Below are 15,089 nucleotides of genomic sequence, written 5' to 3'. Positions count from 1 at the left end.
TTGAGTGTGTCAGCGGTGACACATTTGTGAAGGCGGGTATCGACAACCAACGGAGGCGCACAGCGAAAAACGGCGCCCTGAGAGCGCCGTTTATTCGTGGAAGGGAAGGCGGCCTTAAAGTGGCAAACCGGCCTTCACCCGGTACTGATTGCGTACCGGCATAGCGTATTGCTGAATCAGAAACGGACGGTGCTCGGCGGGGCAGCCATTGAGGCGGCGCTGCCATTCATCCTCCGCACGCTCCAGCTCGTCCGCCGGGAACACCTCGGCGGCCTTCGGCACCTTGAGTTCGGGGTCGGCGTCAGCCCACTGCGCGTACGCCAGGTAATGCACCGGGAACAGCCGATAGCCGCCGAGGATCTGCCGATCCATTTCGATGGCCAGCAATTTGGTGTCCTCGAACAGCTCGGTGATCGGCGGGGCAAAGTTCACGTGCACGCGGCCTTTGTAGCCGGTGATCCCCAGCGCAATGCTGACGTCGTCCTCGCCCGGCACTTTGGTGTAACTGCCGGTGGTGGCGCGGATGTACAGCTCCCGCGCCTTGGCGTGATCACACGGATCGTACTCATAGCTGATGGACACCGGCGTCAGGTTCAACGACTGAATGACCTCGCCAAACGGCTCGTCCTTGCGGCTCATGTGGAACATCTTGAGGATGGCCGATTCGGTGCGGTCGTCGCCGTCTTTGGCGCGGCCCTCAGCCTGGGCGATCCAGATCGACTGGCAGTCATTGCGGATCGAATGATTGATGTACGCCGACAGCAACTGGTAGGCCGCCATCTTCTCGCGACGCCCGATGATCGAGCGGTGCACGATGAAGCTCTTGTTCAGGCGCATCAGGTCGCTGACGAAGGGCTTTTGCAGCAGGTTGTCGCCAATGGCAATGCGTGGGGTTGGCAGGCCCGCGTGGTAGACCGCGTAGTTGACAAAAGCCGGGTCCATCACGATGTCCCGGTGGTTGGCCAGAAACAGGTACGCCACCCCCGACTTGAACTGCTCGACGCCGGTGTAGGTCACACCGTCAGTGGCGCGTTCGATGGTGTGGTCGACGTAATGCTCGACCTTGTCCTGCAAGGCCGCGACGGTATCGATACCGGCGAACTGGCGACGCAGCTTGCGCGCGATGGCCGGCTGCAGAATCCAGCCGAGGGAGCCGGCCAGACGCGGAAATCGGAAATGCGTGAGGATCGCGAGGAACGCCTTGTCACCCAGCAGCCGATCAAGCACGGCTTTTACTTCGGTGTCGTCGTATGGTCGGATGGCATCGAATTCGCCCATCATGCTCTCTTGTCGGAAACGGCTAAGGTAAAGGAGGTCGAGTCCGGTGCCGCAGCGAGTCACGACACCGCAGGCGTGGTGCCTGGGCGGCGGCCGCTCGATAAAGCGGCTTCGCTGAAGATGTCGACTCAGGCTGATGCCCGGATGCTGAGGAATAAAGCTCGACCGGCAAACAAGTCGGCGATTATACGCAAAACTGGGCCCGGAGACTGCGATGCAGGAAATACAGGATTACGACTGCCCTTATTGCGGCGAACCGGTGGAAGCGGTGCTGGATCTGTCCGGCGGCGATCAGACCTACATTGAAGATTGTTCCGTCTGCTGCCGGCCGATCATCTTCAGCCTGCAGACCGATGGAGAAGAATGGACGCTGGACGTCCGCAGCGAGAACGAGTGATGCGCAAGATTTATGAGCCCGAACACCTGATGGAAGGTGAGCTGCTGCAGGCCATGCTCGCCAGCGAAGGCATCGAGTCCCACATCACCGGGCGTCATTTACTGGGCGCCGTTGGGGATTTGCCGGCGTTCGGGTTGTTGGGCCTGACGGTCGAGGATGATCAGGCCGAGCGGGCGCGTCTGTTGATCACCGAGTACAATGCCGCCTTCCCGCTGCCCGGTGACGAGCCGGACAGCTACCCCGATGTGTTGCTGTGCTGAATCCGGTTCGCGCGCGCCTCATTCGCTTTCAAAAAGAGTTGTGCTGAACCCATGTGTGGACGTTATGCGCTGTTTCGTTGGTCGCCTGCCTTTGCGGCTTTGCCCGGATTTCCAAGCGACCAGCAAGCGCAGTGGAATATTTCTCCTGCCGCTTCTGTCTTGATGGTCCGGGCGGCTACGGGCGAGGTCGAGGAGGGCGCGGAACGCGGGCGCGAAGTGGCGCGGGCACGTTGGGGGCTGACGCCGCCCTGGCTGACCGACATGTCGCGCACGCCGGCCCATGCTCGCGCTGAAACCGTAGCGGAGCAACCGATGTTCAAGCAGGCCTTTCGTGAACGACGCTGCCTGCTGCCGGCCAACGGCTTTTATGAGTGGCGTGGCAGCGTGCGCAAGCGGCCGTTCTGGCTGACGCCGGCGGAAGGATCGACGCTGTATTTCGCGGCGATCTGGGAAGCCTATCCCGTCGAAGGCCACACCTACCTGAGCGTTGCCGTGGTCACGCAGTCGGCCATGAACCAGCGTCGACCGTTGATTCTCGACGAAGAAGGGCAGCGCGCCTGGCTTGCTCCGGACTGCCCGCTGATCACCTTGCAGGCCTTGCTCGCCGCCCCGCAAACGCAACTGCGCGAACGGCCGCTGGCCAACTTGGTGAACGACCCGAAGCTCAACGCACCGGAATGCCTGACGCCGTTGTAATCCGCTCTGGCTCGGTTCAAATCGCTATTCCGTTATTTCGCTGCTGTTACACAGGCGCAATTTCCTTGCGGCTTTTAACATGGCAGACGGCTGGCATCTGGTGCTCAGCCTGCGTATTGCCTAGGATGGCGCGATTGTTTCAATGGAGATACGAAATGCGCGGGATTTTTGCTCTTTGTGGTGTGACGGCAGCTTTGTTGATCGCCGGGTGTCAGGCAGTCAATACCACCACCGGCGATTCGGTGGGTGTCGAGCGCAAGCAATACATGTTCAGCATGCTGTCGACTGACGAAGTCAACAAGATGTACGCCCAGTCGTATCAGCAGACGGTCAGCGAAGCCACCTCCAAAGGCGTGCTCGACAACAGCAGCGCCGAGGGCAAGCGCGTGCAGGCCATCGCCAAGCGGCTGATTGCTCAGGCGCCGAAATTGCGGCCCGACGCGGCGCAGTGGCAGTGGGATGTAAATCTGATCAAAAGCGATGAGCTGAACGCCAACTGCGGTCCTGGCGGCAAAATCATCGTGTACAGCGGCCTGATCGATACGTTGAAGCTCAGCGATGACGAACTGGCGGCGGTCATGGGCCACGAAATCGCCCACGCTTTGCGTGAACACGGTCGTGAAGCCATGTCCAAGGCCTACGGTGTGCAGATGGCGAAGCAGGGCGCCGGTGCCTTATTGGGGTTGGGGCAGGACAGTCTGGCGTTGGCCGACACCGTGGTCGACTACAGCCTGACACTGCCGAACAGCCGCGCGAATGAAAACGAAGCGGACTTGCTGGGCCTCGAACTGGCGGCTCGCGCCGGTTACAACCCGAACGCCGCGATCACGCTGTGGCAGAAGATGGAAGCTCAGGGCGGCGCGTCGCAGCCTGAATTCATGAGCACCCACCCGGCCTCGTCGAACCGGATCGCCTCGTTGCAGGCAGCGATCCCGAAAGTGATGCCGCTGTATCAGCAGGCGCCGAAGGGTTGATCAGCGCCTGACGCCGATAGGTGAGCTGGCGCGGCGTTTTTCGGAGCGGGTGCGTGCATGAAACGCTGTAGGAGTGAGCTTGCTCGCGATCCTCGAACGGTCGCCGCGTATCTGCGGAGCGATTGAAAAGCATCGCGAGCCAGCTCACTCCTGCAAGGGCATGGGGTCTGTGACTACACCCAGCCGCTGATCTGCATCGCCTTGTACACCGCAACGATCGCCAGAATGAAAAACGCCCCCGCTGCCAGACGACGGATCAGCGTCAGCGGCAGTTTCTCCGCAGCGAAATTCCCCGCCAGCACCACCGGCACATTGGCCAGCAACATGCCCAGCGTCGTGCCGAGGATCACCAGCCACAAGCTTGGGTATTGCGCCGCCAGCATGACGGTCGCGATCTGCGTCTTGTCGCCGATTTCTGCGATGAAGAACGCGATCAGCGTGGTCAGGAAGGGGCCGAACTTGCGACTGGTACTGGCTTCATCATCGTCCAGCTTGTCCGGAACCAGCGTCCACAGCGCCGTGGCGGTAAAGCTGGCGGCCAGGATCCAGTGCAGGACGGCGTCGGAGAGATAGCTGCTGAACCATGCGCCAACGGCACCGGCCGCAGCATGGTTGGCCAGCGTGGCTGCGACAATCCCTGCGATGATGGGCCAGGGTTTGCGGAAGCGAGCGGCAAGAACGAGCGCGAGGAGTTGGGTCTTGTCACCGATTTCAGCCAGTGCGACGACAGCGGTGGGGACCAACAGGGATTCCAGCATCAGGGTTTTCCTAAGGGGCGGGTCAACACGGCTATGACACGTACAACCTCCCCGCCCCGGGTCAGGATGTTCGTGTCATAGGTCTTGTCAAACCACCGATCCGTCTGAGCGGATCTGGGGTCGCACGCACCATGGTCTGAGGACCAAGTATGTTGATGCGTGCCGGACGAGCATGGCGCTCGTGGGAGACTACTCCCCTAGGACGGTGCGGATTCTGCCTACACGTCTCGTGTTCGGCAAGCGCTAATTATCACGCACGTTTCGCACGGTAAATCCGGAAACCCTGACCCTCGGCCATTATTGCGCACGGCCCCAGATGAGACTCGATAATCGGCTGATAGCGCAGGAAGCTGTTTGCAACCAGGCGCAGTTCGCCGCCTCTTCTCAGATGTTCTCGTGCTTTTTTCAGCAGATTTTCAGTCGCGGCGTAATCAGTGTGGACGCCGGTATGGAACGGCGGATTGGTCAGAATCACGTCCAGATCGCTCGGTGCGGCATCGATTCCGTTACCCGTCAGCACGTCGGCTTCAAGGCCATTGGCGGCTAGCGTCAGACGGCTGCTGGCGGTGGCGAACGCATCGACATCCAGCATGGTCACGCGGGTTTCGGGGTAGCGGCGTTTGACCGCGGCGCCGAGAACGCCCGCGCCGCAGCCGAAATCGAGCAAATGGCCGCCGGGAAGTCGATCAATGTTTTCCAGCAACAGGGCCGAACCCCGGTCCAGACGGCCGTGGCTGAACACGCCCGGCAGACTCACCACCTTCAACGCGCCGCCTTCGATTTCGATGTCGAAACGTTTGGCCAGGCTGTCGAGCTCGACGGCTTGCGGAGGCGTTTCGACGGTGACTTGCCAGAGCTGGCAATGCCGGGCGCTGTCGAGTTTGCGCGTACGCCCGAACGGGCTTAGCTGGCGGGCGGCGGCTTCAATGCCACCGCGTTTTTCGCCCACCAGAAACAGCTCGCGTCCGGCCAGGCGGGAAGCGAGCGCGTTAATGAGGTAATCAGCGAGGTCGCGGGCCTTGGGCAAAAACAGCACCGCGGCTTCAAAGGATTCGCCCGGGGCGTCGGTGCCGAAGTGCACGCGCTCGGGAAACCGCGTACCGAGGGTGTCGAAGTCGCCAGCGTGCCAGCTCCAGCCACGTGCATTGGGCAGCGTGCCCAGCAAGTCGTCGGCGGGGAGGCCGGTCAGCAACAAGGAGCCCTGAAACAAATCGGCCTGCCGGAGTAACACTTCACTGCGCGGGTCCATCGTCGGCTCCTTAAAAAAAGGGCGAAGTTTAACAGGCCTGCCGCGCCGCGCACGTGCCCTGTGCAACGGAGTGGCGGGCCTGCAAAGCGCTGCGTGTCAGCTCACGACCCGAACGGGTTCGCCTGCATAAAACGCCAAAGCGTTTTCGTTGATCTGGCCGACGATGCGCTGCCGCGCTTCCTGACTGCCCCAGGCGCTGTGGGGCGTGATGATCAATCGCGGAATATCGCCCGACAGCAGCGGATTGCCGTTGACCGGTGGCTCGACCGTCAGCACGTCGGTGGCCGCGCCGCCGAGATGACCGTTGCGCAGGGCATCGGCCAGTGCCGGCTCGTTGATCAAGCCACCCCGCGCGGTATTGACGATGAAGGCTTTGGGTTTGAGCAAGCTCAGCTCGTGGGCGCCAATCATGTCCCGGGTGTGCTCGTTGAGTGGGCAATGCAGGGTGAGGGCGTCGACCTGTGGCAGCAGCTCATTCAGTGGCACGCGATCAGGGCGGGCAGGACGACCGGGAATCTGACCCGACAGCACGCGCATACCGAAGGCTTCCGCCAGCTTCGCGACGGCGCCGCCCAGTTCGCCATGGCCCAGTAGCCCCAGTGTCTTGCCTTCCAGCTCGACGATGGGGAAGTCCAGCAAGCAGAACTGCTTCGATTTTTGCCACTGGCCCTGTTGAATCGCTTTTTGATAGTCAGGCAAGCGGGTGGCCATCGCCAGCAGCAACATCATTGCGTGTTGAGCTACGGAAGGCGTGCCATAGCCCTGACAATTGCTCACCACCACACCGTGTTTACGCGCGGCATCGAGGTCGACGTTGTTGACGCCGGTTGCGGTCACCAGCACCAGTTTCAGATTCGGGCAGGCGGCGAACGTGTCGGCATCGATCATGATCTTGTTGGAAATGGCCACGTCGGCGTCCTTCAAGCGCTCGGCCACCTGATCGGCCGTGGTGCTCGCGTGCAGCACCAGTTCGCTGAAGGTTTCACGCCACGGCGCGAGGTCGAGATCCCCCAGATCCAGAGAGGTGTGATCCAGGAAAACTGCTCGGCGTTGACTGGGCATCAGCTGTACCTTTTGCTCGGTGGGTGGGAAGCGTAATGTGACGAGCCTACCAGAGCCTGCCGCTCGCCATAACGCCTGGAGAACTTCAATGTACTGGCCCGAATTCTTAACCGTTGCGCTGATCCACCTGCTGGCCGTCGCCAGTCCTGGGCCGGACTTCGCGGTCGTGGTGCGCGAGAGCGTGACCCACGGGCGCAAGGCCGGCACCTACACCGCCATGGGTGTGGGCACCGCGATTTTCCTGCACGTCGGCTATTCGCTGCTGGGGATTGGCTTGATCGTTTCGCAATCCATCGTCCTGTTCAATGCCTTGAAATGGGCGGCAGCGGCGTACCTGATTTACATCGGCATCAAAGCGCTGCGCGCCAAACCTGCGAGCGCATCGGATGCGCCCGTGGACATCGCCAAAGGCGAGCGCACCGCGCGGGGCGCCTTCACGGCCGGGTTCGTCACCAACGGCCTGAACCCGAAAGCGACGCTGTTTTTTCTGTCGCTGTTCACCGTCGTGATCAACCCGCACACGCCGATGTTGGTTCAGGCGGGCTACGGGGTTTACCTGGCATTCGCGACCGGCGCGTGGTTTTGCCTGGTGGCACGCCTGTTCAGCCAGCCCCGGGTGCGCGCGGGCTTTGCGCGGATGGGTCACTGGTTTGATCGGGCGATGGGTGGTGTGCTGGTTGCGCTGGGCTTGAAGCTGGCGTTGACGGAAATGCATTGAGGTTGATGTGATGGTCTGTTGCAACGTCGCGCCTTAAGGTGAATGCTGAGCAATGCGATTCGATCAAAAAAGACTTAGACAGTTGCTAGGTAACCTGTTTGGAAACATACCCGCCTAAACGGCGGGTTTTTTTCGTCCTTGCTTTTTATTCCGGTGTGAAAAAGGCAGGGCTCGTAGTGCTGCGCCCTATATCACAACAAATAAAAAAATCTCCATAACTATGTATTACCTGACATCAGAGGGATGAGCGTTACGTGGTTGCCATACAGACAAAAAGGAGAACCTGTATGAGCAACACCGAAGAAAAAAATATTGTTGTCAATCGAGGGATACCTCCTGGTAATCCTTACGGCTCTGGCGGGGGACTTCGACCCTCCCGTGACGGATGGAGCATTGGATGGGGGGGTGGCAGCGGAGGTGAGGGCGGCAGAGCCGGGACATTGTCTAGCTCCAAACGTCGCCGGCTGCGTATTCGCGATAAGCGCCGCCGTGCACTGGAAGCGCGTCAGCGTGCTGAAGCGGCCCGCGTCAAGGCAGCCGCTGAATTACAGGCTCAAAAAGAAGCTCATCAGCAATCCATTTCTGACGCTGAGGCACGGGTTCGAGCCCAAGCCCAAGCTCACGCTGAGGCTGAGCAAGAAGCCAGAAGGGAGGCGCAAGCTCAAGCGGCTATGGCGGCGGCAAACGCTAGAGCCGAGCAAGAGCGTCAAGCAGCGGCTCACCGTCAAGCCCTGGAATCTTTACCTCTCGCGCAAGCAACTCGAAAACGTGAGCTTGATCTTCAGCATGATCACAATGTAGCCGCACTGCCTGTCTCGCTCATGTCCGAACTCGGCGAAGACAGCTCGTCATACGACGCTCAGCGTCAACAGTCACTGAACGCGATACTTGAGCATAAAGCCCGGATCAACTACTTGATCGCCCAAAAAAAAGCGGCTTCTGAAAGTAATCATCAGAGCTCGCATGCTTTTACTGGGGGTGATCCTCTTCAAATAACCAGCGAGCACTACGGAGTAATCTTACGAAGTCGAAGCGTTAGCGCAGAACAAGCTTTTCAGACTCACCAAGCGTGGAGTCTTGCCTATGAGCAGGCGCTTGAAGCCGACTTGCACGCAAAAGCAGTGACTCAGTTGCTCGATAAATCTGCGGCGCTTTCAGAACACTATGCCGAGCAAGCCTGGAAGACGCGTAACTCCGTAGCCAATGACGAGTCTCTGGTCTTAAAGCATGCTACTGAAGCAAGCCGACTCTGGTCGATGGTGGCAGGGCCGAATGCTCCAACGCAGAACTTTCCCACTGCGTCTGAAGCAGCCAAAGCTATCGCGCAGAGGCTGTTTACCCGACAGGCAGCCAAGGCACTAGGGCGGTCGCTTCCGCAACTTGCTTTACTTTATCCAACCGAGTTGGCTGACGGTGAACTCGCGCCCCCACTGATTGCTTCGCCTGCGTCGGAGATTGGGGTCTCTGGCAATGTCGACCTCGAATTCATCGCAGGCCGCGTTGGAACGGTTGAGGTTACCCACCGGTTAAGGATTGAGGAGGGTGAAGGCGAACTAAAAACGGTCTGGGCTGAAGCCGACGGTTTGATGGTCAGCTCCAAAGTCCGTGTGCGAACGTTCGTCTATAACTCGAGCACCAAAGCGTATGAATTTAAACAGGACGGGGCAGACCGCCCGGCTCTGATCTGGACACCCGCGGTTAGCCCGGAGAGCAGTTCTACTGCTTTGCCGGCCGATGAGTCCAAAGGGCCTGACTATTCCGGGGCCGCTATTTCGCCCGTTTCGGAGCAGCTTGGACATTTCCCGACTTATGACATAGAGGATTTTGAGGACTACATACTTGTCTTTCCGGCGGACTCGGGCCTTCCGCCTGTGTATGTCATGTTCAACAGCCCCAGGTATTTGCCAGGGGTTGTGAGCGGTTTCGGTGGCGATATCGATCCCAACTGGCAGGCGTCCGTATCCAATGGTCTGGGTTCGCCAGTGCCGTCAGTGATTGCAGACGCACTGCGAGGTAAGAACTATGCTGAATTTCGAAATCTGAAGCGGGCCATATGGCGCGAGATGTCGAAACACCCTGAGATCACTGCAAATATGAGTGAGAGGAACATTGCTCTCATCAAATCTGGCCTCGCGCCTTTTGCGGTAAGGCAAGATAGGAAAGGCGGAAGGGTAAAACTCGAAATACATCACGTTGTTCCAATCTCACAGGGAGGAGATGTGTACGGCGTTGATAATTTAAGACTCAATACCCCAGCTAACCACGACGCAATCCACAGAGATTTACGTAATGAGGGACGCGACAATGAACGCTGAAACGATTCAAGGGATCACCGAAGCAGAGTTTCTAGAGCTCGTTAGAAAAATCTGTGTTGTGGACTACAAAACTGAGTATCAGCACACCCAAGCGGTAATGACTTTTGAGCGCCTCGGCGAACACCCCGATGGCTCCGATTTGATCTACTACCCCAAGCCCGATGCTGATGATTCTCCGGAAGGAATAGTAAAAGAAGTCAAGGCCTGGCGAGCAGCTAATGGTAAAGCTGGTTTCAAGTCGGCGTCTGATTGACGACCAATTGGGCATCTCCATATTTATTTAAAAGGAATTTATCAATGGCTCATTACACCGTGTTACTTCAGCAGCTTCCAGGCTCAATCCAGAGCGAAGTTATCGCTCATTTAGGCTCAACATCTGGAATGTCTGATCTTCAGATTGTTGAGCGGTATCGCGACGCTGCATCGCAACTGAGAGCAGCCAAGCTTGCGTCTATTCCCCCTTATGCCCCTGGGGAACGTGACGATGCAGGGCATCTCACCTTGGATCAGTTCAATAGCATGGTAGGGGCGGATCTTTCATTTATGTCCGCCTCCCTTGTGGAGGTGCATCGTCAAATCATTGCCAGTGAGGTTGTTTGGTATTTGAACAATTTCATCAATCAGCTTTCATCGACTCATGCGCAAATGATTGAGGCCGCCCGGCAAGAGGCTCAACGACGGGCCGAGGAGGCAGCGCGACAACTCGCTCAGCAACAGGCAGAGGAAGCAGCTCGTCAACTGGCGCGACAACGAGCGGAGGAGGCAGCTCGCCTCCACGCTCAACAGCTCGCGGAGCAACAAGCCCGCGAGCTTCAGGAGCGTCGGGCGAAGGAGGCTGCTGAAGTGGCCGCCCGCCAGCTTGCCGAGCAACAGGCCGAAGCTGCGGCTCAAGCACTGATTAATCAGCGAGCCCAAGAATCAGCGTTGCGAGAAGCCCGACTGGCGACAGAGTTAGTAGCGGCTACCAGGGAGCCCATTCCACAAACACGCTCGGACGGAAGCGGTGAGCCGGAAGATGACCTTGCTGACAGCCAAGCGCTCCGCCATTTGCTTTTTGTTCCAGGTCCACTGGCGATGGCGGAAGTCGAGCGCGCCACCGTCGTGCTGAAGCAACGGATTGATGCTGCGGTGGCTGAATATGCATCCTCAATCGGGCCCTACCTGACCACGCCGAGCATGTCGGCCAGTCTTGCCCCTTGAGGACTTAATGGCCGGCTAGCTACCCCAAAAAGACCAAACGCAGACAATTCGTCTGCGTTTGGTCTTATTTTTGTATCCTTTGGCTGGTATCCCACACGTGTGGGCTCGGTGACGTGCGCTGACACAATTCATCCCTTCGGCTGATCCGATCGACGCGCCAAGCCCCTACAGTGCATATTTACAAGCCCGCACCTGCACCGTGAAAAGGGATTCCTATGCTGCACACCCGCGTGATTCCGCCCGCCGAAGGGGCGTACCCGTACCCTCTGTTGATCAAGCGACTGCTGCTGTCAGGCGTGCGCTACGAAAAGACCCGTGAGATCGTTTACCGGGACCATTCGCGCTATTCGTATCAAATGCTCAACGAGCGCATCTGCCGGCTGGCCGGTGCGCTGACCGCGGCGGGGGTCAAGGCGGGTGACACCGTGGCGGTGATGGATTGGGACAGCCATCGTTACCTGGAATGCATGTTTGCCATTCCAATGATTGGTGCGGTGGTGCATACCATCAACGTGAGGCTGTCGCCCGAGCAGATCCTGTTCACCATGAACCACGCTGAAGACAAGCTGGTGCTGGTCAACAGCGAGTTTGTGCCCCTCTACAACGCCATCGCCGGGCAACTGACGACGGTGGAAAAGACACTGTTACTGACCGATACCGATGGCGCTACCACCGACCTGCCCAATCTCGTCGGCGAGTACGAAGCGTTGCTGGCCGCGGCGAGTCCGCATTATCAGTTCGAGGATTTCGACGAGAACTCGGTGGCGACCACGTTCTACACCACCGGCACCACGGGCAACCCAAAGGGGGTGTATTTCACCCATCGCCAGCTCGTGCTGCACACCTTGGCCGTTGCGACGATCATGGGCAGCGTCGAAGGCATCCTTGGCGGCGACAAGGTTTACATGCCGATCACGCCGATGTTCCACGTTCATGCGTGGGGCGTGCCGTATGCCGCCACCATGCTGGGCGTCAAGCAGGTGTACCCCGGCCGCTACGACCCCGAGTTGCTTGTGGCGCTCTGGCAAAAGGAAAAGGTCACGTTCTCGCACTGCGTGCCTACCATTATGCAGATGGTGCTCAACGCCAAAGCCGCCCAGGACATGGATTTCACCGGCTGGCACATCATCATCGGCGGCAGCTCGCTCAATCGTTCGCTGTACGAAGCGGCCAAGGCCAAGGGCATTCAGCTGTCTGCGGCCTACGGCATGTCCGAGACCGGGCCGTTGGTGTCGGTTGCGCACTTGAACGACGACCTGATGGCCGCCAGTGAAGACGAACGCACCACGTACCGAATCAAGGCCGGGGCGCCGGGCGTGCTGGTCGAGGCAGCGATTGTCGATGGCGAGGGCAACTTTCTGCCATCCGACGGCGAGACCCAGGGCGAACTGGTGCTGCGTGCGCCGTGGCTGAGCGAAGGGTATTACCGCGAGCCGGAGAAGGGCGCCGAACTGTGGGCCGGCGGCTGGCTGCACACCGGTGACGTGGCGACGCTGGACAACATGGGCGGGATCGACATTCGCGACCGCATCAAAGATGTCATCAAGACGGGGGGCGAGTGGGTGTCTTCGCTGCAGCTGGAGGATCTCTGCAGTCGCCATCCCGGTGTCCGTGAAGTGGCTGTGGTCGGCATCGCTGACCCGCAGTGGGGCGAGCGCCCGTTTGCGCTGTTGGTCGCCCGCGAGGGTCACGTTCTGGATGCCAAGATCCTGAAGGAACACCTCAAGCCGTTTGTGGAACAGGGGCACATTAACAAGTGGGCGATTCCGAGCCAGATCGCCCTTGTTACCGAAATTCCCAAGACCAGTGTCGGCAAGCTCGACAAGAAGCAGATCCGCCAGAACATCCTCGAATGGCAGGGCAGCAACAGCGCTTTCCTCTCCACGCTCTGACGCTTTCCTTCGCGGCCATTTTCATCGTTCATTGCTTTGAAAATGTGCCGCGAAGGCTCTACTCCGGCGTCTTCCTTGCCAATTCTTCTTTTTCAGCCATGCTCCCCCTGCGATGTGATTGGCCACTCTGGCGTCGGCGTGCCAGAGGTGTTGGCGCTGTAAATCACACTTTAGAGGGATCAAGCAGCAGCACCTGCTGGCTATAGTCGGCAGTAGGTTGGTACCGGAGAAAGCGCATCGATCGTTTCGCAGTTGATTGGCTGCCCGATCAGCGTTGACACCAGGCACTGCGGCCCGTCCGCCTGAGTCGTTTCCGGAAGCACCCACTGCCATAAAAATAAAAGCACATGGAGTAGCGTCGATGACATCAGCTAACCAGTTCTGGCGCCGGGCTAAATTGCCCTTGGCCGTCAGCCTCGCTTCCACGCTCGCCGGCCCTGCATTCGGCGTCAGTTTCAATATCGGAGAAATCGAAGGCAACTTCGACTCGTCGCTCTCAGTAGGGGCAAGCTGGTCCACCCAGAATGCCAACAAGAACCTGATCGGCTCCAACAACGGCGGTCACGGTCTTTCGCAAACCTCCGACGACGGTCACTTGAACTTCAAAAGCGGAGAAACGTTTTCGAAGATCTTCAAGGGCATTCACGATCTTGAACTGAAGTACGGCGACACCGGTGTGTTCCTGCGGGGCAAGTACTGGTACGACTTCGAGCTCAAGGATGAAGGCCGCGACTTCAAGGACATCAGCGATTCCGGCCGCAAAGAGGGCGCCAAATCCTCAGGTTTCGAGCTGCTCGACGCCTTCGTCTATCACAACTATTCCATTGCCGATGAACCGGGTTCGGTGCGTCTGGGCAAGCAAGTCGTCAGCTGGGGTGAAAGTACCTTCATCCAGGGCGGCATCAACAGCATCAACCCGGTCGACGTGTCCGCGTTCCGGCGTCCTGGCTCGGAAATCAAGGAAGGCCTGATTCCGGTCAACATGTTCTACCTGTCGCAAAGCCTGACCGAAAACCTGTCGGCAGAAGGCTTTTACCAGTTGGAATGGGACCAGACCGTCGTCGACAACTGCGGCACCTTCTTCTCGCAACCGGACGTCATCGCGGACGGCTGCAACAGCAACCTTGCCGTGCTGCGCACCCGCGACAGCCTCAATTCGGCTCTGCCAGCCGCGTTGCGTGGCCCCGTTCAAAGAACGCTGGCAGCCCGCGGCGTGAGTTTCGGCAGCCCTGACGAGGGCGCCGTGGTTGCCCGCGGCCCTGATCGCGATGCCCGGGACAGCGGCCAGTACGGCCTGGCCATGCACTATAACTTCGAGCCGCTGGACACCGAGTTCGGCGCTTATTACATGAATTACCACAGCCGTCTGCCGATCTTCAGCGGCAAGGGCGGGCCGGCGAGCGCCTACAGCGCAGCGGGTCTGGTGGGCGGTCTGGCGGCAAATGGCGTTCCTCGGGGTGTTGCTGCGGCCCTCGCGCCAACCCTGTTGCCCGTCGTGGTCGCCGGCAACTCCAGTTACTACGTTGAATACCCGGAAGACATCCACCTGTTCGGCCTGAGCTTCTCCACCACCTTGCCCACCGGCACGGCGTGGAGCGGTGAACTGAGCTACCGCCCGAACGCACCGGTGCAGTTGAACACCACCGACATTCTGTATTCCGGCCTGTCGCCGCTGAACTCGAACGTGTCGCTGCTGCAGGGCGCACCCGGCCAGGACCAGAAAGGCTATCGCCGCAAGGAAATCAGCCAGGCGCAGACCACTTTCACGCACTTCTTCGACCAAGTGATGGGCGCCGAACGTCTGACCGTGGTGGGTGAGGTCGGCTGGACCCATGTCGGCGGCCTGGAAAGCACCTCGAAACTGCGTTATGGCCGCGACCCGAGCTATGGCCCTGGCCCTCTTCCGGGTGGTCAGTGCCAGACCCTCAACGCCAGCACCCTGGGCGCTGCCGCGCAGAACAACCTCAGCCGCTACTGCGAAAACGATGGCTTCACCACCACCGATTCGTGGGGTTACCGCGCCCGCGCCATCTGGGATTACAACAACGTCTTCGCCGGTGTGAACCTGCGCCCGAGCGTGGCCTGGTCCCACGACGTCGACGGCTACTCGCCAGGCCCTGGCGGCAACTTCGAGGAAGGTCGCAAGGCCGTGAGTCTGGGCCTCGACGCCGAGTATCAGAACACCTACACCGCCAACCTTTCCTACACCAACTTCTTCGACGGCAAGTACACCACCGTGGACGACCGCGACTTCGTAGCGCTCAGCTTCGGCATGAACTTCTAAGGACAA

14 protein-coding genes and 1 riboswitch are annotated in these 15,089 nt (G+C 59.4%); of the genes, 10 read left to right on the top strand and 4 right to left on the bottom strand.

The genetic code is table 11. The features are described from left to right. Positions 1 to 114 precede the first annotated feature (114 nt). Positions 115 to 1,278, bottom strand: coding sequence for a 1-acyl-sn-glycerol-3-phosphate acyltransferase (locus QWI18_RS07510; protein ID WP_192132561.1), 1,164 nt, complete (start codon positions 1,276 to 1,278; stop codon positions 115 to 117). Positions 1,279 to 1,492: 214 nt separating this feature from the next. On the opposite strand from QWI18_RS07510, the gene QWI18_RS07505 reads away from it, so the two are divergent. The 4 genes from QWI18_RS07505 (at position 1,493) to QWI18_RS07490 (ending at position 3,605) form a co-directional block, all read left to right on the top strand. Then, complete coding sequence (locus tag QWI18_RS07505; RefSeq protein WP_192132563.1) at positions 1,493 to 1,675, top strand: CPXCG motif-containing cysteine-rich protein; 183 nt, start codon at positions 1,493 to 1,495, stop codon at positions 1,673 to 1,675. Next, on the top strand, positions 1,675 to 1,935 hold the full coding sequence (locus QWI18_RS07500; RefSeq protein ID WP_192132565.1) for a DUF2007 domain-containing protein: 261 nt from the start codon (positions 1,675 to 1,677) through the stop codon (positions 1,933 to 1,935). Before QWI18_RS07505 ends, QWI18_RS07500 begins: the two co-directional genes overlap by 1 nt. A gap of 51 nt (positions 1,936 to 1,986) precedes the next feature. Further along, positions 1,987 to 2,631: an SOS response-associated peptidase gene (locus tag QWI18_RS07495; protein ID WP_192132567.1), complete on the top strand. Its 645-nt coding sequence runs from the start codon at positions 1,987 to 1,989 to the stop codon at positions 2,629 to 2,631. 155 nt (positions 2,632 to 2,786) lie between these two features. Next, positions 2,787 to 3,605, top strand: a complete 819-nt coding sequence (locus QWI18_RS07490) for a M48 family metallopeptidase (RefSeq protein WP_369318532.1) — start codon at positions 2,787 to 2,789, stop codon at positions 3,603 to 3,605. Between the two features lie 173 nt (positions 3,606 to 3,778). On the opposite strand, the gene QWI18_RS07485 is transcribed toward QWI18_RS07490, so the two are convergent. The 3 genes from QWI18_RS07485 to QWI18_RS07475 all read right to left on the bottom strand — a co-directional run bounded on the left by QWI18_RS07485 (position 3,779) and on the right by QWI18_RS07475 (position 6,674). Beyond that, positions 3,779 to 4,363 (bottom strand): TMEM165/GDT1 family protein, encoded by a 585-nt coding sequence (locus tag QWI18_RS07485; protein WP_074884042.1) that lies wholly within the window; start codon positions 4,361 to 4,363, stop codon positions 3,779 to 3,781. A 90-nt stretch (positions 4,364 to 4,453) separates the two neighbouring features. Next, positions 4,454 to 4,573, bottom strand: a riboswitch (yybP-ykoY riboswitch). Between the two features lie 40 nt (positions 4,574 to 4,613). Beyond that, on the bottom strand, positions 4,614 to 5,612 hold the full coding sequence (locus tag QWI18_RS07480) for a methyltransferase (protein ID WP_369318531.1): 999 nt from the start codon (positions 5,610 to 5,612) through the stop codon (positions 4,614 to 4,616). 96 nt (positions 5,613 to 5,708) lie between these two features. After that, complete coding sequence (locus tag QWI18_RS07475; RefSeq protein WP_065991813.1) at positions 5,709 to 6,674, bottom strand: 2-hydroxyacid dehydrogenase; 966 nt, start codon at positions 6,672 to 6,674, stop codon at positions 5,709 to 5,711. 88 nt (positions 6,675 to 6,762) lie between these two features. Here QWI18_RS07475 and QWI18_RS07470 point away from each other — a divergent pair, with 88 nt between their 5' ends. From QWI18_RS07470 to QWI18_RS07445, 6 genes are all read left to right on the top strand, one after another. After that, complete coding sequence (locus QWI18_RS07470; RefSeq protein WP_122536168.1) at positions 6,763 to 7,392, top strand: LysE family translocator; 630 nt, start codon at positions 6,763 to 6,765, stop codon at positions 7,390 to 7,392. A 440-nt stretch (positions 7,393 to 7,832) separates the two neighbouring features. After that, the gene (locus QWI18_RS07465; protein WP_369318530.1) at positions 7,833 to 9,707 is read left to right on the top strand and encodes an S-type pyocin domain-containing protein; all 1,875 of its coding nucleotides are present in this window, start codon (positions 7,833 to 7,835) and stop codon (positions 9,705 to 9,707) included. After that, entirely contained in the window at positions 9,697 to 9,960 is a 264-nt protein-coding gene (locus QWI18_RS07460) for a bacteriocin immunity protein (protein ID WP_369318529.1), read from the top strand. The genes QWI18_RS07465 and QWI18_RS07460 overlap by 11 nt, the downstream gene beginning before the upstream one ends. 44 nt (positions 9,961 to 10,004) lie before the next feature. Further along, positions 10,005 to 10,907 (top strand): hypothetical protein, encoded by a 903-nt coding sequence (locus QWI18_RS07455; protein WP_369318528.1) that lies wholly within the window; start codon positions 10,005 to 10,007, stop codon positions 10,905 to 10,907. Positions 10,908 to 11,122: 215 nt separating this feature from the next. After that, complete coding sequence (locus QWI18_RS07450) at positions 11,123 to 12,799, top strand: fatty acid--CoA ligase (protein ID WP_192132577.1); 1,677 nt, start codon at positions 11,123 to 11,125, stop codon at positions 12,797 to 12,799. 361 nt (positions 12,800 to 13,160) lie between these two features. Then, positions 13,161 to 15,083: a DUF1302 domain-containing protein gene (locus QWI18_RS07445; RefSeq protein WP_065991819.1), complete on the top strand. Its 1,923-nt coding sequence runs from the start codon at positions 13,161 to 13,163 to the stop codon at positions 15,081 to 15,083. The last annotated feature ends 6 nt before the right edge of the window (positions 15,084 to 15,089 follow it).

It is taken from the genome of Pseudomonas sp. W2Oct36 (assembly GCF_041060465.1).
In the GTDB taxonomy this organism is placed as follows: domain Bacteria; phylum Pseudomonadota; class Gammaproteobacteria; order Pseudomonadales; family Pseudomonadaceae; genus Aquipseudomonas; species Aquipseudomonas graminis_B.
Note: the sequence above shows the minus strand (reverse complement) of the source record. Positions and strands in the feature narration are given on the sequence as shown.